This is a genomic window from Streptomyces sp. NBC_00193 (assembly GCF_026342735.1).
In the GTDB taxonomy this organism is placed as follows: domain Bacteria; phylum Actinomycetota; class Actinomycetes; order Streptomycetales; family Streptomycetaceae; genus Streptomyces; species Streptomyces stoeckheimensis.
In genome coordinates, this window is sequence record NZ_JAPEMM010000001.1 from 2,643,020 (window position 1) to 2,659,576 (window position 16,557).

Consider the following 16,557-nt stretch of genomic DNA (forward strand, 5'->3'; position numbering starts at 1 on the left):
CGGTGCGGGGCACCGCGGCAAACGTTCGGGTGAGTGGTGCGGGTGATGCGGGTGGTGCGAAGTTCTGTGGGCGGTGCGGCGGGCCGTGCCGCTGCTACCAGCCGGAGCCGATCTGGGCGCGGGCGCCGAAGCCGCCGCTGCCGTTGCCGGGGTAGAAGAAGAAGTCGCCGGTCGAACCGGAGGGGGCCTCGACCGCATCGAGGTCGCCCTTGCCGTCGCCGTTGAAGTCGGCGCCGACCAGCTGGCGCATGCTGTCCCAGTTGGAGCCGACCTGGTTGCGGGCGCCGAGGGTGTTCATGCCGGCCAGCGAGCCGGTGGTGGGGTACTTCCAGAGGGCGCCGGCCGCGTCGACGGCGAGGAGGTCGGGCTTGCCGTCCGCGTTCAGGTCGCCGGGCACGGCCAGTTCGGTCATGCCGCCCCAGCCGGAGCCGATCTGGGTACGGGCGCCCAGGGTGTTCGTACCGGCCAGGGAACCGGTGCCCTGGTAGGACCAGAGCGCGCCGTTGCCGTCGATGGCGAGCAGGTCGGGCTTGGCGTCCTTGTTGACGTCGACGGCCGTGAGGTCGCGCATCGAGCCCCAGCCGCTGCCGATCTGGGTACGGGCACCGAGGGTGCTCGTCCCGTTGGCGGCGCCGGTGCCGGGGTAGGCGTAGAAGGCTCCGGTGGAGTTCTCCACGGCCAGCAGGTCGGCCTTGCCGTCACCGGTGAAATCGGCGGCCGACAGCTTGCTCATGGCGCCCCAGCCCGAGCCGATCTGGATGCGGGTACCGAAGGTGCCGGATCCCGTTCCGGGGTACAGCCACAGCTTGCCGGTGGCGGATTCGACACCGACCAGGTCCGCCTTGCCGTTGCCGGTGAAGTCGGCCGCGGTGAGGTGGACCATGCCCACGGGGGCCGGCGGCTCGGCCGGGTAGGGATCGGCGTGGTCGGTCGCCAGACCGGCGTTGCAGTTGGGCCAGGCACCCGGGCCCTGACCGGCGAGGATCTTCTCGCCTATGAGGATCTGCTGCTTCTTGGTGGCCTGGTGCGGATATGAGGCGTACTGCTTGCCGCCGTAGCCGTTCCACGTGGACAGCTGGATCTGCAGGCCGCCGTAGAAGCCGTTGCCCGTGTTGATGGACCAGTTCCCGCCGGCCTCGCACTCCGCGACCTTGTCCCAGGTGGCCACCGAGGCGGCCTGCGCGGAGCCGCCGGCGAGGAGCGGCGAGAGGATCAGGGTGATGGATGCGGTGGCGACGGCGGCCTTCAGGGTGCGATTGCGCACGACGAGCTCTCCTGTGGGTGTGAAGTGCGGGAGGGGGCCCGCCCCGGGTGGGGGCGGGCGGGCCGGCCCGGCGGGAGCGCTGCCCCGGGTGAGCGGGGTGCGCGGTCGACCGCCGGGCGGGCGGGCTCAGTTGTCGAAGTTCCAGCCGCCGCCGTTGTCGATGCGGGTGCCGAGCTTCCCGGCGCCGATGCCCGGGTAGACGAAGAGCTTTCCGTCGTTCTGGCGGGCGACGATGTCGTCCTTGCCGTCGCCCGTGTAGTCGCCGGCTCCGCTGATGCTGGACATGGTGTCCCAGTTGGTGCCCGACTCGATGCGGGCTCCGAGGGTGCCGTTGCCCAGGCCCGGGTAGACGAAGAGCTTGCCCGTGGCCTCCTCGACGGCGATGACGTCGTTCTTGCCGTCGCCGGTCAGGTCGCCGGCTCCTGCGGCCACGCTCATCGCTCCCCAGCCGGTGCCGATCTGGACGCGGTTGCCGAAGTGGCCGTTGGACTGGCCCGGGTAGAGGAAGAACTTGCCGGTCTCGGTCTCCATCGCCAGCAGGTCGCCCTTGCCGTCGCCGTTCAGGTCCTCCGTACCGGCGATGCGCATGTCGTTCCAGCCGGCCCCGTTGTCGACGCGGGCACCGAGGTGGCCGTTGGCCTGCCCGGGGTAGACCCACAGCTTGCCGGTGGACTTCTCCACGGCCAGGACGTCCGCCCGGGAGTCTCCGGTGATGTCGCCGACGCCGGAGATCTGGTTGATGGAGCCCCAGCCGCCGTTGTCGATCCGGGTGCCGAACCGTCCGTTGCCCAGTCCCGGGTACAGCCACAGGGTCTTCCCGTCGGTGCCTTCCCGGGCCAGCAGGTCGGGCTTGCCGTCGCCGGTCAGGTCGCCCACCGCGGTGACGGGAGCCGGTGAAGCCGGTTCGGGCGAACCGCAGTTGGCGCTGGTTATGTTGCGTGTGGTGTACGAGTAGGACGCTCCGTTGAAGACCGCGGGCTGCCCGACACCGTTCAGCGTCTGCTCGAAGTGCAGGTGCGCCCCGCTGGAGTTACCGGTGTTGCCGACCCGGCCGATCATCTGACCCGCGGCGACCGTGGCGCCGGCGCTCACCGACGTGGCCGACAGGTGGGCGTAGTGGGTGGTCCAGCCACCGCCGTGGTCGATCCGGACATGGGTGCCCGCCCAGCCTCCGGAGGCACCGGAGACGCTCACCGTTCCGGCCGCGCTGGCCACCACGGGGCGGCCGGTGTCCTCCGGGTAGTAGTTCAGGTCCACCGAGTAGGAGGGCTGGTGATCCGTGTAGGTGGTGGCCTGCCAGTTCTCTCCGCACGGGGCGGGAAGCTGGAAGTCGGGCTTTCCGGCGGCCTGTGCGGTCGGGAGGCACACCATCGTGGCGACGACGGCGGCGGCTGCCGCGACAACGGTGAGGGCACGCTTGGACATGGCTGGGCTCCTTGGGGTGCTGCACGGTGGACGATTCAGAGGTGGCCGCGCCCCGCCGGTTCTGGTGCGGCGTGGGCGTGCGGCGGGCCGGCTCGGCCCCGGACAGCTGTCCTGCAGGAACAGCGGTCGGACGGGCGGGTCGGTGGGTGCGGCGGCGGTGTACTCACGCCGCCCGGCATCGCGGACTCGGCGGAGCCGGGTGGAAGCGCCCGGTCGGGCGGACCATCACGGGCTGTCGTGCCGTGGCTGGAGGGGAAGGGGCCCGTTGGCGGGCCGGACTGGTGCCTGTGGAGTCAGGACTCGGGCCCGTGGGTCAGGACTCGTGCCTGTGGCGTCAGGACTGGGCCCGTGGGTCAGGACGGGGCCCGTGGTGTCAGGACCAGCCCATGGTGTCCTTGCCGGCGGAGGGAGCGGTCCCGGCGGTGACCGCCTGGGCGGCGGACACGGACACCGTGGCCTGCGGGGCCGTCGCGGCGGATGCCAGGAGGGCGTCGGCCAGGAGGAAGGAAGAGGTGAGGGCGGTGACCGCGGCGGCCTGGGCGAGACGGATGCGAAGCATGATCGTGGTCCTTTTCTGACGTCTGGTCGGGTGTCCTGAACCGGTCTGCGTCCCGCGGTGACGTTGTCCGGTTCCTTGTCCGCCGGGCGGTGTTCCCTGCTGACAGGAACTACTCTCGCCGCTGGTCAGGTGGGGTGGAAGGGCATTCGCCTGGACGCAAATGGCCTTGGCCCGTTCCGTCCAGCCACCCCGCCTGAGAGGCGGAAGCGGTCAGCAGCGACTCGTAGAACGGCGCGACCATGGGTGCCTGCGCGAGCAGCAGCGACCATCCGGTGAACTCCGCGCACTCCAGGACCCGCCGGCACAGGACGGCCGCGTTCGACTCGGCCTCCCTGAGGCTCTCGGCCCGGAGGAAGAGGCCGACGACCGGGTGCGGAAGTGCTCGGGGGTGTGCGGAGACGTGCTCCAGACCGTCGTCCTCACACGCGAGCGCGCGCACGAGGGACGTCGCCTGCGAGGGAAGGGCGACACCGGGAGGACCCTGCAATCGGGCGTGCACGAGATACATGAGCGCGACGATTCCAAAGCCCGAACGCCCGGTCCACGGTACAGAGATGGACACTTGGGGCCGTGGCCGCAAACGTCCACGGATCGGGCGGCGACGAAAGGCCCTACACGCCTGTCAGTGGGGCGTGGCATGATCGCAGGAGACCCCGGGGGGGGTCCTGTTTCGAGGGGGCTGCATCGTGCTGACCGCACTAGGACTCGACTCCGTCGCGGAATCCGTGTACCGCACCATGCTCGCCGACCCGCGGGGCGGTGTCGCCGAGCTCGTCGCGCGGGTGGGTGTGCCCCGGCAGGAGGTCCTGGACGCCCTCGACGTGCTCAGCGAGCTGGCGCTGGTGCGGCCCTCGGCCGAGCACGAGGGGCGGATGCGGGCGGTCTCCCCGGACATCGGCATGGAAATCCTGATGGCCCGCCAGCAGCAGGAGCTCATGGCGCAGCAGCAGCGCCTGGAGGCCTCGCGCGCCGTCGCCGCCCAGCTCATCGCCGAATACGCCGACCTGCGCCCGGCCACCTCCAGCCCCGGGGTCGAACAGCTCATCGGCATCGACGAGATCCGCGACTGCCTCACCCGGCTGACCCGGGACGTCACCACCGAGGTCATGTCGTTCGCGCCGGGCGGCGCACAGCCCGCGGCACAGATGGACGCCTCACGGCCGCTGGACGAGCAGTTGCTGGGCCGTGGGGTGCGGATGCGGACCGTCTACCTGGACAGCGTCCGCAACGACCAGCCCACCGTCGAGTACGCGAACTGGATGGCCGGGATGGGCGGACAGATACGCACCGTTCCCGTCCTGCCCACCCGGATGATCATCACCGACCGCGCCACCGCGGTCATCCCCGTCAGCAGCGACGACACCGCCGCCGGAGCGGTCCTGCTCACGGGGCAGGGGACCTTGACCGCGCTCTGCGCCCTCTTCGAGAGCATCTGGGCCGGCGCTCAGCCGCTCGGCGGGGCCGCACCGACGAGCAGCGACGGGCTGAACCCCCAGGAATCCACCATCATCGCCCTCCTGGCCCAGGGCCACACCGACGAGTCCATCGCCAAGCGCCTCGGCGTCTCCCAGCGCACCGCACGCCGCATCGCGGCCGACCTGATGGAACGCCTCGGCGCGCGCAGCCGGTTCGAGGCCGGCGTCCGGTGCGTGCAGCGCGGCTGGCTGACGGAGTAGCAGCCGTAGGGCCGCAGGCGCCGTAAGGCCGCAGGCGCCGTAAGGCCACCGGTGCCGGACGAACGGCCGGGCGCCGGGGCGGACGGTCAGGCCCCCTGGGCCGCCTCCAGGACCAGCCGGATCTCGGTGACCTCGTAACCGGCGCGGGTGAAGGCGGCGGCCATCGGGGCGTTCACGGTGTCCGTGGTGGCGGTGATGCGGTCGGCGGCCTCGCCCGCGTGGAAGCGGGTGATCTCGGCGAGGATCTCGTCGATCAGGCCCTTGCCGCGCTGCTCGGGGACGACGCCGAGGTAGCCGACGTTGCGGTGGTACGGGGTCGCGGAGGGGATCGCCATACCGGCGAGGGTGCCGTCCGGGAGGTACGCCAGGCGCCACCAGGAGCGCTCGCCGGGGCAGTCGGTGTAGAACTCGATGTCGTCGCGCGCCAGCGCCTCGGCGTCCATCGTGCGGAGCTCGCCCTGCGTGTGCACGTCCAGGCTGCCCTGCGAGAGGCGGACGAAGGCGTCGAGGAACTCCTCGTCGGTGCCTTCGCGGAAGACCAGCCGGCCGGTGGGCTCCGCGGTGCCGGCGGCCGGGGTCCACTCGAAGCGGAGCCGCTCGATCTCGCGGACCAGGCCGGCTTCGGCAGCCGCCTTCTGCCGCCAGGCGACCGCGTCGGCCAGGCCGTCGGGGGACGTGCGCCAGTCCCGCGGCAGGGAGATGTTGTAGTCGGGGAGCTTGCCGAAGGCCTCGTGCCCGGCGGCGAGCAGTCCGGCGGCGACGGCGGCCGGGTCGGCCACGCCGGCACGGACCTGGAGGCAGTCCAGGACGGCCGGGCGCTCGCTGTCGGCGCGGCCCCACCACAGGGCGCGGGCCAGGACCTCGCCGTTCTCGTCCTCGGCGAACCAGGTCCACTCGGGACGCATCCGGCCCGCGGCGAGCTCCTCGCGGATCTTCTCGGGGGTGAGGGCGGGGACGGGGCCGTCGGCCGGGTAGGCGAGGGCTCGGTCCAGGTCGGTGGGGTCTGCTGTGGCAGCGCGGAAGTGCATGGGCCGATGATCACACTCGGCGGAGGCGATCCCCAAGGGGTTTCTGCACGTCAGAGGCGGTCCGCGAGCGGTTTCATGCGAAATTCCGGCCTCCGGGTGGGATACCCGGAGGCCGGAACGCCGGGCCGTCAGGACCAGGTGATCAGACGGCGGGGGTGCTCCAGGACGGCGGCGATGTCCGCGAGGAAGCGGGAGCCCAGTTCGCCGTCGATGAGGCGGTGGTCGAAGGACAGCGCCAGGGTGGTGACGTGGCGCGCCTTGACCTTGCCCTTGTGGACCCACGGCTGGAGCTTGATCGCGCCGACCGCGAGGATCGCGGACTCGCCGGGGTTCAGGATGGGCGTACCGGTGTCGACGCCGAAGACGCCGACGTTGGTGATGGTGATGGTGCCCTGCTGCATGTCGGCCGGGGAGGTCTTGCCCTCGCGGGCCGTGGCGACCAGCCCGGACAGGGCCTGCGACAGCTCGCCGAGCGTCTTGGCGTGCGCGTCCTTGATGTTCGGGACGATCAGCCCGCGGGGGGTGGCCGCCGCGATGCCCAGGTTGACGTAGTGCTTGAGCACGATCTCCTGGGCCGCTTCGTCCCAGGACGCGTTGACGTCGGGATTGCGGCGGATGGCCACGAGGACGGCCTTGGCGATCAGCAGCAGCGGGTTGATCCGCAGACCGGCGAGGTCCGGGTCGTCCTTGAGCTCCTGGACCAGCTTCATCGTGCGGGTCACGTCGAAGGTGATGAACTCGGTGACGTGCGGCGCGGTGAAGGCGGAGCCGACCATGGCCTGGGCGGTGACCTTGCGGACGCCCTTGACCGGGATGCGGGTCTCGCGGGCGGACCCGGACACCTCGGCCGGGACGACCTGCACGGGGGCCGCCGGGGCCGCCTGGGCCGCCGCCGGGACCGCCGGGGACACCGGGACGGCCGGAGCCACGGTCTGCGGGGTGATGGCCGCCGCGGCCGCCGCGTGGACGTCCTCGCGGGTCACGACCCCGCCGTCGCCGGTGGGGACCACCGCGGCCAGGTCGATGCCGAGGTCCTTGGCGAGCTTGCGCACCGGCGGCTTCGCCAGTGCCTTGCCCGCGCCGCCCTGGGCGGGGACCACCGCAGGGGTGGCCGGGGCCGCCGGAGCCGCGGGGGCCGGAGCCGCCGGAGCGGCCGCGGCGTGGGCCACGCCCGTGCCGTTCTGCGCGGCGACCGCGGGCTGCGGAGCCTTGCGCGGGCGGCGCTTCGTAGAGGCGGTGGACACGCCGTAGCCGACCAGGACGGGCTGCCGGGCCGCGGGGGCCTCGGGCTCCGCCGCGGCGGCGGCCGGTGCGGCCGGTGCGGCAGCGGCAGGGGCCGCGGCTGCGGCCTCGGCCGGAGCCTCGTCCGCCGGGCCCGTCCGCACGGAGATGATCACCTGGCCGACGTCGACCGTGACGCCCTCCTCGAAGAGGAGCGCGTGCACGACCCCGTCGAAGGGGATCGGCAGCTCGACGGCCGCCTTCGCCGTCTCCACCTCGCAGACGACCTGGCCGTCGGTGACGGTGTCACCCGGCTGGACGTACCACTTGAGGATCTCGGCCTCGGTGAGGCCCTCGCCCACATCGGGCATCTTGAATTCGCGGATCGTCATCGCAGGGCTCTCCTCAGTACGCCAGCGAGCGGTCGACTGCGTCGAGCACCCTGTCCAGGCCCGGCAGGTACTCGTCCTCCAGGCGGGCCGGCGGGTACGGGGCGTGGTAGCCGCCCACGCGCAGCACGGGCGCCTCCAGGTGGTAGAAGCACCGCTCCGTGATGCGAGCGGCGATCTCCGAACCCATACCGAGGAACACCGGCGCCTCGTGGACCACCACGAGCCGGCGGGTCTTCTCCACCGACGCCTGGATCCCGTCGAAGTCGACCGGGGACATCGAGCGCAGGTCGACGACCTCCACCGACTTGCCCTCCTCGGCAGCGGCCTCGGCCGCCTGCAGGCAGACCTTCACCATGGGCCCGTAGGCCGCCAGGGTGACGTCGGTGCCCGTACGGGCCACCCGGGAGCCGTGCAGCGCGTCGGGGATGGCCTCGACGTCGACCTCGCCCTTGTCCCAGTAGCGGCGCTTCGGCTCGAAGAAGATGACCGGGTCGTCGCTGAGGATGGCCTGCTGGAGCATCCAGTAGGCGTCGCTCGCGTTGGACGGCGAGACCACCTTCAGGCCCGGGACGTGCGCGAACAGCGTCTCCGGGGACTCCGAGTGGTGCTCGACCGCGCCGATGCCGCCCGCGTAGGGGATGCGGATGACGACCGGCATCTTGATGGTGCCGAGCGAGCGCGCGTGCATCTTGGCGAGCTGCGTGACGATCTGGTCGTACGCGGGGAAGACGAACCCGTCGAACTGGATCTCCACGACGGGCCGGTACCCGCGCAGGGCCAGGCCGATGGCGGTGCCGACGATGCCCGACTCGGCGAGCGGGGTGTCGATGACCCGCTCCTCGCCGAAGTCCTTCTGGAGTCCGTCGGTGATGCGGAAGACGCCGCCGAGCTTGCCGACGTCCTCGCCCATGATCAGGACCTTGGGGTCCTCTTCCATGGCCTTGCGCAAGGAGTCGTTGAGCGCCTTGGCGATGGTGAGCTTCTGTACGGCCATGACGGTCACTCCCCGCCTTCGAAGGACGCGAGGTAGGCGGCGAACTGCGCGCGCTCCTCGTCGACGAGCGCGTGCCCGTCCGCGTAGACGTTCTCGAAGATCGCCATCGTGTCGGGGTCGGGCATCGTGCGCACGACCTCGCGCACCCGCTTGCCCAGCGCCTCGCTCTCGACCTCCAGCTGCTCGAAGTACGCCTCGTCGGCGCCTCCGGTGGCCAGCAGGTGGGCCTTCAGGCGCAGGATCGGGTCCTTGGCCTCCCAGGCCGCCGTCTCCTCGTCGCGCCGGTACTTCGTCGGGTCGTCGGAGGTGGTGTGCGCACCCATCCGGTACGTGAAGGCCTCCACCAGGGTGGGTCCCTCTCCCCGGCGGGCCCGCTCCAGTGCCCAGCGGGTCACCGCGAGGCAGGCCAGTACGTCGTTGCCGTCCACCCGGACGCCCGGGAAGCCGAAGCCCTGCGCGCGCTGGTAGAGCGGCACGCGCATCTGGCGCTCGGTGGGCTCGGAGATCGCCCACTGGTTGTTCTGGCAGAAGAACACCACGGGCGAGTTGTAGACGGCGGAGAAGTTGAAGGCCTCCATGACGTCGCCCTGGCTGGACGCGCCGTCGCCGAAGTAGGCGATGACGGCCGAGTCGGCCCCGTCCTTGGCCACGCCCATCGCGTACCCGGTCGCGTGCAGCGTCTGGGAGCCGATGACGATCGTGTACAGGTGGAAGTTGTTGGTGGTCGGGTCCCAGCCCCCGTGGTTCACACCGCGGAACATGCCGAGCAGGTTGGTCGGGTCGACCCCGCGGCACCAGGCCACGCCGTGCTCGCGGTACGTCGGGAAGACGTAGTCGTCGTCGCGCAGGGCCCGGCCGGAGCCGATCTGGGCGGCCTCCTGGCCGAGCAGCGAGGCCCACAGGCCCAGCTCGCCCTGGCGCTGGAGGGCGGTCGCCTCGCCGTCGAAGCGGCGGGTCATGACCATGTCGCGGTAGAAACCGCGCAGGTCATCGGTGGTGATGTCGGCGACGAAGGGCGCGAATTCCGCGACGTCGGGATTCTCCGCGACGTCGACGCGCACCCCCTCGGGCGTCAGCAGTTGTACGAGCTGAGGCTCCGCGTCATGCGTCTTCGCGGTGGCAGCGGCGGGCTTGGCGGCGTTTGCCGCGGCCGGCCGCTTGGTGCCGCTGCGGCGCGGCTTGCGCGCGGCAGTGCTCTCCACGGTCACGATTGCTCCTCCGTCGGTCCGGCACCCGGGTTCTCCGGGGTCCAGTGCGGCTCACCTGTATCTCTGCCCGCGCACGGGGTGGGTGCGCTTCGGGTCTGGGATTCAGGCGTGACAGGTGCCCCGGCGAGTGCCCTGCGCAATGCACGTTACCCAGTGCGTCGCATAACTGCGAAACCCCGTTTGACCTGCGATTTTGCTTGGATTTCCAAGTAAATCGGCGGAACCGGGAACAACCACTGGTCACAGCCTTGCAGGGGGCCGGAACAACGGCACGTTATCCCGCTCGTCACCGGCAGGGAAGGGGTGAGTGTGTGAAACTGAGTTCGTGCGCGAAAACGGAAAAATCAAGGTATTCCTCCTGGACGACCACGAAGTGGTACGTCGGGGTGTTCACGAGCTGCTGTCGATGGAATCGGACATCGAGGTCGTGGGTGAGGCCGGTACGGCCGCCGACGCACTGGTCCGGATCCCCGCCACCCGCCCCGACGTGGCCGTTCTCGACGTCCGCCTCCCGGACGGCAGCGGTGTGGAGGTGTGCCGCGAGGTGCGCTCCCAGAACGAGGACATCAAGTGCCTGATGCTGACCTCGTTCGCCGACGACGAGGCGCTGTTCGACGCGATCATGGCCGGTGCCTCGGGCTACGTGCTCAAGGCGATCCGCGGAAACGAGCTGCTCAACGCGGTGCGTGACGTGGCGGCCGGCAAGTCCCTGCTGGACCCCGTCGCCACGGCCCGGGTGCTGGAGCGGCTGCGCGACGGCAAGAACGGCAAGGGCGACGACCGGCTCTCCAACCTCACCGAGCAGGAGCGCAAGATCCTCGACCTGATCGGCGAGGGCCTGACGAACCGCGTGATCGGCGAGCGGCTGCACCTGGCCGAGAAGACGATCAAGAACTACGTCTCCAGCCTGCTGTCGAAGCTCGGCATGGAGCGCCGGTCCCAGGCCGCCGCGTACGTGGCCCGCCTGCAGGCCGAGAAGCGGAACTAGAATTCCGTTACGCAGTGTGACGCCCCGTGGTGGCACGATTCCACGGGGCGCACTGTTTAATTCGGGACCAACGTCCCTGATGTGCGGGGCGGGCTCCTCTTTTCCCACACGGTGTCGGTACCCGACAGTGGATGACATGTCCCCAGAGGAACTCCACGCCATCGAACTGCTGCGCCGCGTGCCGTACGGCCGAGCCGCCACCAGCATGCGCGCGCTGCCCTTCCTCGCCGTCGCGCGCCACATCGTGGTGAACGGCAAGGTCATCCTGAGAATGCATTCCGGTTTCGGCTACCACCAGGCCTGCAACGGCAGCGTGGTCGCCTACGGAGCCGACAACTTCAATTCCGGCGAGTCACACCTGTGGTCGGTGCAGTTCACCGGCACCGCGAACCTCATCGAACCCACCACCGCCGAACTGGAACTGTTCGGACCCGGTCCGCACTTCGTGGACGGCGCGGTCTTCGACCCCGTCTACATGCGGATCGAGCCGCACCTCGTCACCGTCCACACCCTCGCGGGCAACCTCGACCGGCAGTACCAGCACGCGCTCTGAACCCTCCGCTCCGGGACTTTGGTCCCGTACGGAAACGGCCCGGCGGCCCGTCTCGACGAGACGGGCCGCCGGGCCGTTCGACATGGTGCGGGGCTACTCTCCGTCGTCCCCGATGCCGTTACCCTCGGGCGTCTTCGACGGGCTCGGCGACGTCGACTTCGACGTGCTCGGCGAGGGCGACGGGGTCGGAGTGGGCGACGGCGAGGGGGTCGGCGTGGCCGACGGCGACGGCGAGTACGAGTAGCTCGGCGACGGCGACTTGCTGCGGGTCGTGGGCGGCGAGTAGGAGTACGAGCTCTCCGGCGCCGACTTGGACGACGAGGTCTCCGGCGCCGGGCTCTCGGGCGACGCACCGCCCGAGGAGGACACGGAGCTCGCCGGCGGGGTCGGGCCCGTGCCGCCCTCCTTCTTGCCGCCGAAGTTGTCGACCGCGTACGCCACGCCGCCCGCGACCGCGAGGACGGCGAGGACCGCGAACAGCCACAGCTTCCACTTGCCGCCGCCGGAGCGGTCGTCGTACCCGTCGTAGCCGCCGTTCCCGCCCTGGCCGTGGCCGTTGCCGCCCCCGCCGGGGTAGGCGGAGCCGTCGTCCGGGTTCAGCGGCGGCACCATCGGCTGCTGGAACTGCGAGGTGTTGGAGTGCGAGCCGTACTGCGGCTGCCCCTGGCCGGGCGTCGCCATTGCGGTGGTCTGCGCCGGGCCGCGCCCGTGCGGCAGCGCCATGGTGACCGGGCCGGTGTTCCAGGTGCCGGTGTTGGCTCCCTGGTCGTGCAGCATCTGCAGGGCGTACTGGACCAGCCCGCGCATCTCCTCGGCGCTCTGGAACCGGTCGTCCGGGTCCTTGGCGAGGGAGCGCATGACGAGCCCGTCGAGCTCCTGCGGGATGTTGCCGCCCTCCGGCAGCTGCGAGGGCGGGATCGGCGCGTCCTGCACGTGCTGGTAGACCACCGACAGCGGGGTCTCCCCGGTGAACGGCGGACGCAGCGAGAGGAGTTCGTAGAGCAGGCAGCCCGTCGCGTACAGGTCGGAGCGGTGGTCCACGGCCTTGCCGAGGGCCTGTTCGGGCGAGAGGTACTGCGGCGTGCCCATGACCATGCCGGTCTGGGTCATCGTCGACTGCGCGCCGTGCAGGGCGCGCGCGATGCCGAAGTCCATCACCTTGACCGCGCCGGTGTCCGTGATGATCACGTTGGCGGGCTTGATGTCACGGTGCACGATGCCGTGCTGGTGCGAGTACGCGAGCGCTTCGAGCACGCCGGAGGTGATGATCAGCGCCTGGTCGGGGCCCGGGGCCTCGGCGCTGATCAGCAGGTCGCGGATGGTGCGGCCCTCGACCAGTTCCATGACGATGTAGGGGACGACGTTCGGGCCGACCCGGTCCTCGCCCGAGTCGTACACGGCGACCACGGCATGGTGGTTGAGGCCGGCGACCGACTGCGCCTCGCGCGTGAAGCGGGCCTTGGACACCGGGTCCTCGGCCAGGTCGGGGCGCAGCAGCTTGACGGCGACGGTCCGGCCCAGCCGGACGTCCTCCGCGGCGAAGACCTCGGCCATGCCGCCCCGGCCCAGACGGTGGGTCAGCCGGTAACGGCCGTCACCCACCAGGCCGCCCGCGCCCCAGTGCTCAGGACCCTCTGCCATCCCGGCGCCGCTTCCCTCGGGTTCGGGTGCCATCAGTCCTCACCGTCGTCTGTCTCGGCCGCCGCTCAGCGGTAGGTCCTCATCGTGTGCTCCGACGAACGCTACAGCCTCAGAACCGGTCACCGTTCGGACAAGGAGGTCCGCACGCGGCGACGCGCGCCGCCTGTGGACCCCCTGTGGCCTTGTGGTCACGGAACGGGAACCTGGCTTGACGTGTGCTTGCCCTCCGGCAGACTGAGGCCGACATGCGCTCAGCCAGAGGCGTAGGGACAATCCCGAGGGGAAGCAACAGTCATGAGCCAGGACGGCACTCAGGGCCAGTACGCGGGCGGCTCTTTGGCCGGTGGCCGTTACCAGCTGAGGGACTTGCTCGGCGAAGGAGGCATGGCCTCCGTCTACCTCGCCTACGATTCCGCGCTCGACCGGCAGGTCGCCATCAAGACCCTGCACAGCGAGCTCGGACGCGAACAGTCCTTCCGCGAACGCTTCCGCCGCGAGGCCCAGGCTGTAGCGAAACTGTCGCACACCAATATCGTCTCGGTCTTCGACACCGGTGAGGGCGTCGTCTCCTTCGCCGACCCCTCGGTCGCCGACGGCGCGGTCATGCCGTACATCGTCATGGAGTACGTCGAGGGGCAGCCGCTCGGCTCCGTCCTGGACGGCGACATCAGGCAGTACGGGGCCATGCCGGCCGACAAGGCGCTGAAGGTGACGGCCGATGTCCTGGCGGCTCTGGAGAGCAGCCACGAAATGGGGCTGGTCCACCGCGACATCAAGCCGGGCAACGTCATGATGACGCGGCGCGGAGTGGTCAAGGTCATGGACTTCGGCATCGCGCGCGCCATGCAGTCGGGGGTCACCTCGATGACGCAGACCGGCATGGTCGTCGGCACCCCGCAGTACCTCTCCCCCGAGCAGGCGCTCGGGCGGGCCGTGGACGCCCGCTCCGACCTGTACTCGGTGGGCATCATGCTCTTCGAGCTGTTGACCGGGCGCGTCCCCTTCGTCGCCGACTCGGCCCTGGGCATGGCGTACGCGCACGTGCAGGAGGAGCCGGTCGCGCCCTCCTCCATCAACCGCTCGGTCACCCCGGCGATGGACGCGCTGGTGGCGCGGGCCCTGAAGAAGAACCCGAACGAGCGTTTCCCCACGGCCGCCGCCATGCTCGACGAGGTCGCGCGGGTGGCGGGCGCCGGGCACACCGGAGCCCCGGCCATCGTCCCGGGCTCGCACCCGACGAACAGCGGTGCGGGCCTCGGCTCGGCCGTGTTCCCTCCGGTGGACTCCGCCCTGCAGGCGCCGCCGCACTCGGTGCAGCAGCCGTACCAGGCGCCGCACACCCCGATGCCGTCCGCGTACGCGCCGACGCCGCCTCCGGCGCCGCAGTCCGGGGCGTACGGGTACCCGCAGCAGCACCAGCAGGCCCCGACCCCGGCGCCGTACTCGGCCGCGACCCCGCCGCCGTACACGATCTCGCCGCAGGGCGGGCAGAGCAGCCACGGCCCGGCCGCGGGCGGGGCCGGCAAGAAGAAGAACCCGGTCGTGATCGGAGCCGTCGTGGTGGCGCTGGTGGCCATCGGCGGGCTGATCGCCGTGCTGAACATGGGCGGTGACGGCGACAAGGACAAGGCCGGGCCGGACACCCCGGGCTCCTCCACTTCGGCGTCCGGTCCGGCGAAGACCGGGCACAAGGGGCCGGACCTCACGCGGACGATCGACGAGGCCAAGTGCAAGGAGGCCCGGAAGGGCAACGACCCCGCCAAGGTGGTGGCGCCGGACTTCCGGTACATGAACGAGGTCTCGGTGAAGGCCTGCATCCGGGCCGCCGGCTGGAAGTACACCCCGAAGCCGAAGGACGAGGCGGTCTACGGCGAGGGGACCATCGTGGAGCAGCAGCCGGCGGGCAACGACGAGATCGACCCGAAGAACACCACCTTCACCCTGTGGATCTCGACCGGCGACCCGGAGTAGGAGCACGCCCCGGACGGGTGAAGCGAGTTGGCCCGCCGGGCTCCGGTTCTGATCCGTGGACACCTCGGACGACGCCCGCGTCGCGGGGATCCGGCTCTACACGCTGGACCACCGCGGCGGCTCGCACGACTGGCCCTGGCGCCTCAACAAGCGCGGGGCCGGGAAGAGCCAGACCTGGGAGACCACCCTCCAGGACAAGCGCGGGATCGACCGGGTCGGCGTGGAGGCCGCGGCGTTCGACGACGCCGGCTACCGGCGCCTGTGCGGTTCCGCTTCCGTGAAGAACCCGACCTTCTGAATGACCCGGCATCCCTAACGGCCTGTACGGGATGCCGGTTTTGTCCGGTTATGTAAATCTGAGTCCGTGACCTACGCCCGCGCGCTGCGCTGGACCGCCGGGGCAGCGATGGCAACCGCCGCGCTGCTGGTCACGGCGCCTGCGCAGGCCGCGGCCTTCACCCCCGTCGCCGTGTCGTCCAACGACCCCGCGCCCGCGGCCGACGTGGCGGACCGGGCCTTCGAGGACCTCGCCGGGAGCTCCGCCGGGGCCGGGCGGGAACGGCCCGGGCGGCCGGTGGGCGAGCCCGCCAATCCCGAGACCGTGCTCGCCGCGCGCCCCGTCCCGGCCCACCCGCGCACCGAGCCGGTCCTGCCGGTTCCCGCGATCCCCGCCGCCCCTCCGGCGAACCAGATGGTCGGCTCGTTCGGCACCGAGCCGAACGAGCGGGCCGCCGATCTGGCCGCGCACATACTGCCGCTCGGAACGGGATTCGCCCTGATGGGACTGGGTCTCGGGTTCATGGGAATGCGGCTGCGCCGGGGCATGTAGCCCCCGCCCCGACCCCCGGGTCCCCCTTGGGACGTAGGCCCCAGGATGGTTGCGGTGAGGTACATACTCGGTATACATACTGAGTATGTCGATCCGCCACGGCCTTCTCGCCCTGCTGGAACGAGGCCCCAGGTACGGGTCTCAGCTCCGCACCGAATTCGAGTCCCGCACCGGTTCCACCTGGCCGCTCAACGTCGGGCAGGTGTACACCACGCTCGCCCGTCTGGAGCGCGACGGCCTCGTCGAGCCCGGCGGCGCGGACACCGCCGGACACACCCTGTACGCCATCACCGAGACCGGCCGCCACGAACTGCACGCCTGGTACGAGCGTCCCGTCGACCGGGCCAACCCGCCCCGGGACGAGCTCGCCATCAAGCTCGCCATGGCCGTCGGCGCACCCGGCGTGGACATCCGCGCGGTCATCCAGGCCCAGCGGCACGCCACCGTCCAGGCCATGCAGGACTACACCCGGCTCAAGGCCCAGGCGCTCGCCGCCATCGAGAGCGGGCGCTCCGGCGAGCGCGACGACATCGCCTGGCTGCTGGTCCTGGAGCAGCTGATCTTCCAGACCGAGGCCGAGGCCCGCTGGCTCGACCACTGCGAGTCCCGGCTCGTACGGCTGTCCGCGCGCGGGGAGCTCGCACCGGCCGAGGCCGAACCGCCCGAGGGCCACGACGCGGGCCACCGCCCCGCCGAACCCTCCGGGACCGCCCAGGCCCCCACCGTCCCGACCACGCCCACGACCACCGACCGGTCTCTTTCCCGCACCGCCCGCACGCGGCGGGTCTGAACCACCGCTCCACGTCCC

Annotated in this window: 16 protein-coding genes; 7 read left to right on the forward strand and 9 right to left on the reverse strand. The window is 71.2% G+C overall.

Annotated elements, in window-relative coordinates; all coding sequences use genetic code 11:
* Positions 1-94 precede the first annotated feature (94 nt).
* The 4 genes from OG898_RS11585 to OG898_RS11605 form a co-directional block, all read right to left on the reverse strand.
* A complete protein-coding gene (locus OG898_RS11585; protein WP_323184840.1) occupies positions 95-1,264 on the reverse strand; it encodes an FG-GAP-like repeat-containing protein in 1,170 nt (389 codons plus the stop codon).
* A 126-nt stretch (positions 1,265-1,390) separates the two neighbouring features.
* A complete protein-coding gene (locus OG898_RS11595) occupies positions 1,391-2,689 on the reverse strand; it encodes a VCBS repeat domain-containing M23 family metallopeptidase (RefSeq protein WP_250738773.1) in 1,299 nt (432 codons plus the stop codon).
* A gap of 373 nt (positions 2,690-3,062) precedes the next feature.
* On the reverse strand, positions 3,063-3,248 hold the full coding sequence (locus tag OG898_RS11600) for a hypothetical protein (protein WP_250738772.1): 186 nt from the start codon (positions 3,246-3,248) through the stop codon (positions 3,063-3,065).
* 109 nt (positions 3,249-3,357) lie between these two features.
* Positions 3,358-3,756, reverse strand: coding sequence for a hypothetical protein (locus OG898_RS11605; protein WP_266956632.1), 399 nt, complete (start codon positions 3,754-3,756; stop codon positions 3,358-3,360).
* Between the two features lie 178 nt (positions 3,757-3,934).
* On the opposite strand from OG898_RS11605, the gene OG898_RS11610 reads away from it, so the two are divergent.
* Positions 3,935-4,924 carry a LuxR family transcriptional regulator gene (locus OG898_RS11610; protein WP_266956634.1) on the forward strand — a complete coding sequence of 330 codons (990 nt, stop codon included), beginning with the start codon at positions 3,935-3,937 and terminating at the stop codon, positions 4,922-4,924.
* A gap of 86 nt (positions 4,925-5,010) precedes the next feature.
* Here OG898_RS11610 and OG898_RS11615 read toward each other — a convergent pair whose 3' ends face one another.
* The 4 genes from OG898_RS11615 to pdhA form a co-directional block, all read right to left on the reverse strand.
* Entirely contained in the window at positions 5,011-5,952 is a 942-nt protein-coding gene (locus OG898_RS11615; RefSeq protein WP_250738770.1) for a GNAT family N-acetyltransferase, read from the reverse strand.
* Between the two features lie 128 nt (positions 5,953-6,080).
* Positions 6,081-7,565, reverse strand: a complete 1,485-nt coding sequence (locus tag OG898_RS11620) for a dihydrolipoamide acetyltransferase family protein (RefSeq protein WP_250738769.1) — start codon at positions 7,563-7,565, stop codon at positions 6,081-6,083.
* 13 nt (positions 7,566-7,578) lie between these two features.
* A complete protein-coding gene (locus tag OG898_RS11625; protein ID WP_250738768.1) occupies positions 7,579-8,559 on the reverse strand; it encodes an alpha-ketoacid dehydrogenase subunit beta in 981 nt (326 codons plus the stop codon).
* Between the two features lie 5 nt (positions 8,560-8,564).
* Entirely contained in the window at positions 8,565-9,767 is a 1,203-nt protein-coding gene (pdhA, locus tag OG898_RS11630) for a pyruvate dehydrogenase (acetyl-transferring) E1 component subunit alpha (protein WP_250738767.1), read from the reverse strand.
* Positions 9,768-10,092: 325 nt separating this feature from the next.
* On the opposite strand from pdhA, the gene OG898_RS11635 reads away from it, so the two are divergent.
* A complete protein-coding gene (locus OG898_RS11635) occupies positions 10,093-10,755 on the forward strand; it encodes a response regulator transcription factor (protein WP_250738766.1) in 663 nt (220 codons plus the stop codon).
* 136 nt (positions 10,756-10,891) lie between these two features.
* Complete coding sequence (locus OG898_RS11640; RefSeq protein ID WP_250738765.1) at positions 10,892-11,308, forward strand: pyridoxamine 5'-phosphate oxidase family protein; 417 nt, start codon at positions 10,892-10,894, stop codon at positions 11,306-11,308.
* Positions 11,309-11,401: 93 nt separating this feature from the next.
* Here the strand turns inward: OG898_RS11640 and OG898_RS11645 are convergent, their stop codons facing one another.
* Positions 11,402-12,982, reverse strand: coding sequence for a protein kinase (locus OG898_RS11645; protein WP_266956640.1), 1,581 nt, complete (start codon positions 12,980-12,982; stop codon positions 11,402-11,404).
* A gap of 261 nt (positions 12,983-13,243) precedes the next feature.
* Here OG898_RS11645 and OG898_RS11650 point away from each other — a divergent pair, with 261 nt between their 5' ends.
* The 4 genes from OG898_RS11650 to OG898_RS11665 all read left to right on the forward strand — a co-directional run bounded on the left by OG898_RS11650 (position 13,244) and on the right by OG898_RS11665 (position 16,539).
* Positions 13,244-14,920 carry a protein kinase gene (locus OG898_RS11650; RefSeq protein WP_250738763.1) on the forward strand — a complete coding sequence of 559 codons (1,677 nt, stop codon included), beginning with the start codon at positions 13,244-13,246 and terminating at the stop codon, positions 14,918-14,920.
* 55 nt (positions 14,921-14,975) lie between these two features.
* The gene (locus OG898_RS11655) at positions 14,976-15,218 is read left to right on the forward strand and encodes a hypothetical protein (protein ID WP_266956642.1); all 243 of its coding nucleotides are present in this window, start codon (positions 14,976-14,978) and stop codon (positions 15,216-15,218) included.
* A gap of 66 nt (positions 15,219-15,284) precedes the next feature.
* Complete coding sequence (locus OG898_RS11660) at positions 15,285-15,749, forward strand: hypothetical protein (protein WP_250738761.1); 465 nt, start codon at positions 15,285-15,287, stop codon at positions 15,747-15,749.
* An 85-nt stretch (positions 15,750-15,834) separates the two neighbouring features.
* Positions 15,835-16,539 (forward strand): PadR family transcriptional regulator, encoded by a 705-nt coding sequence (locus OG898_RS11665; RefSeq protein ID WP_250738760.1) that lies wholly within the window; start codon positions 15,835-15,837, stop codon positions 16,537-16,539.
* Positions 16,540-16,557: the final 18 nt, after the last annotated feature.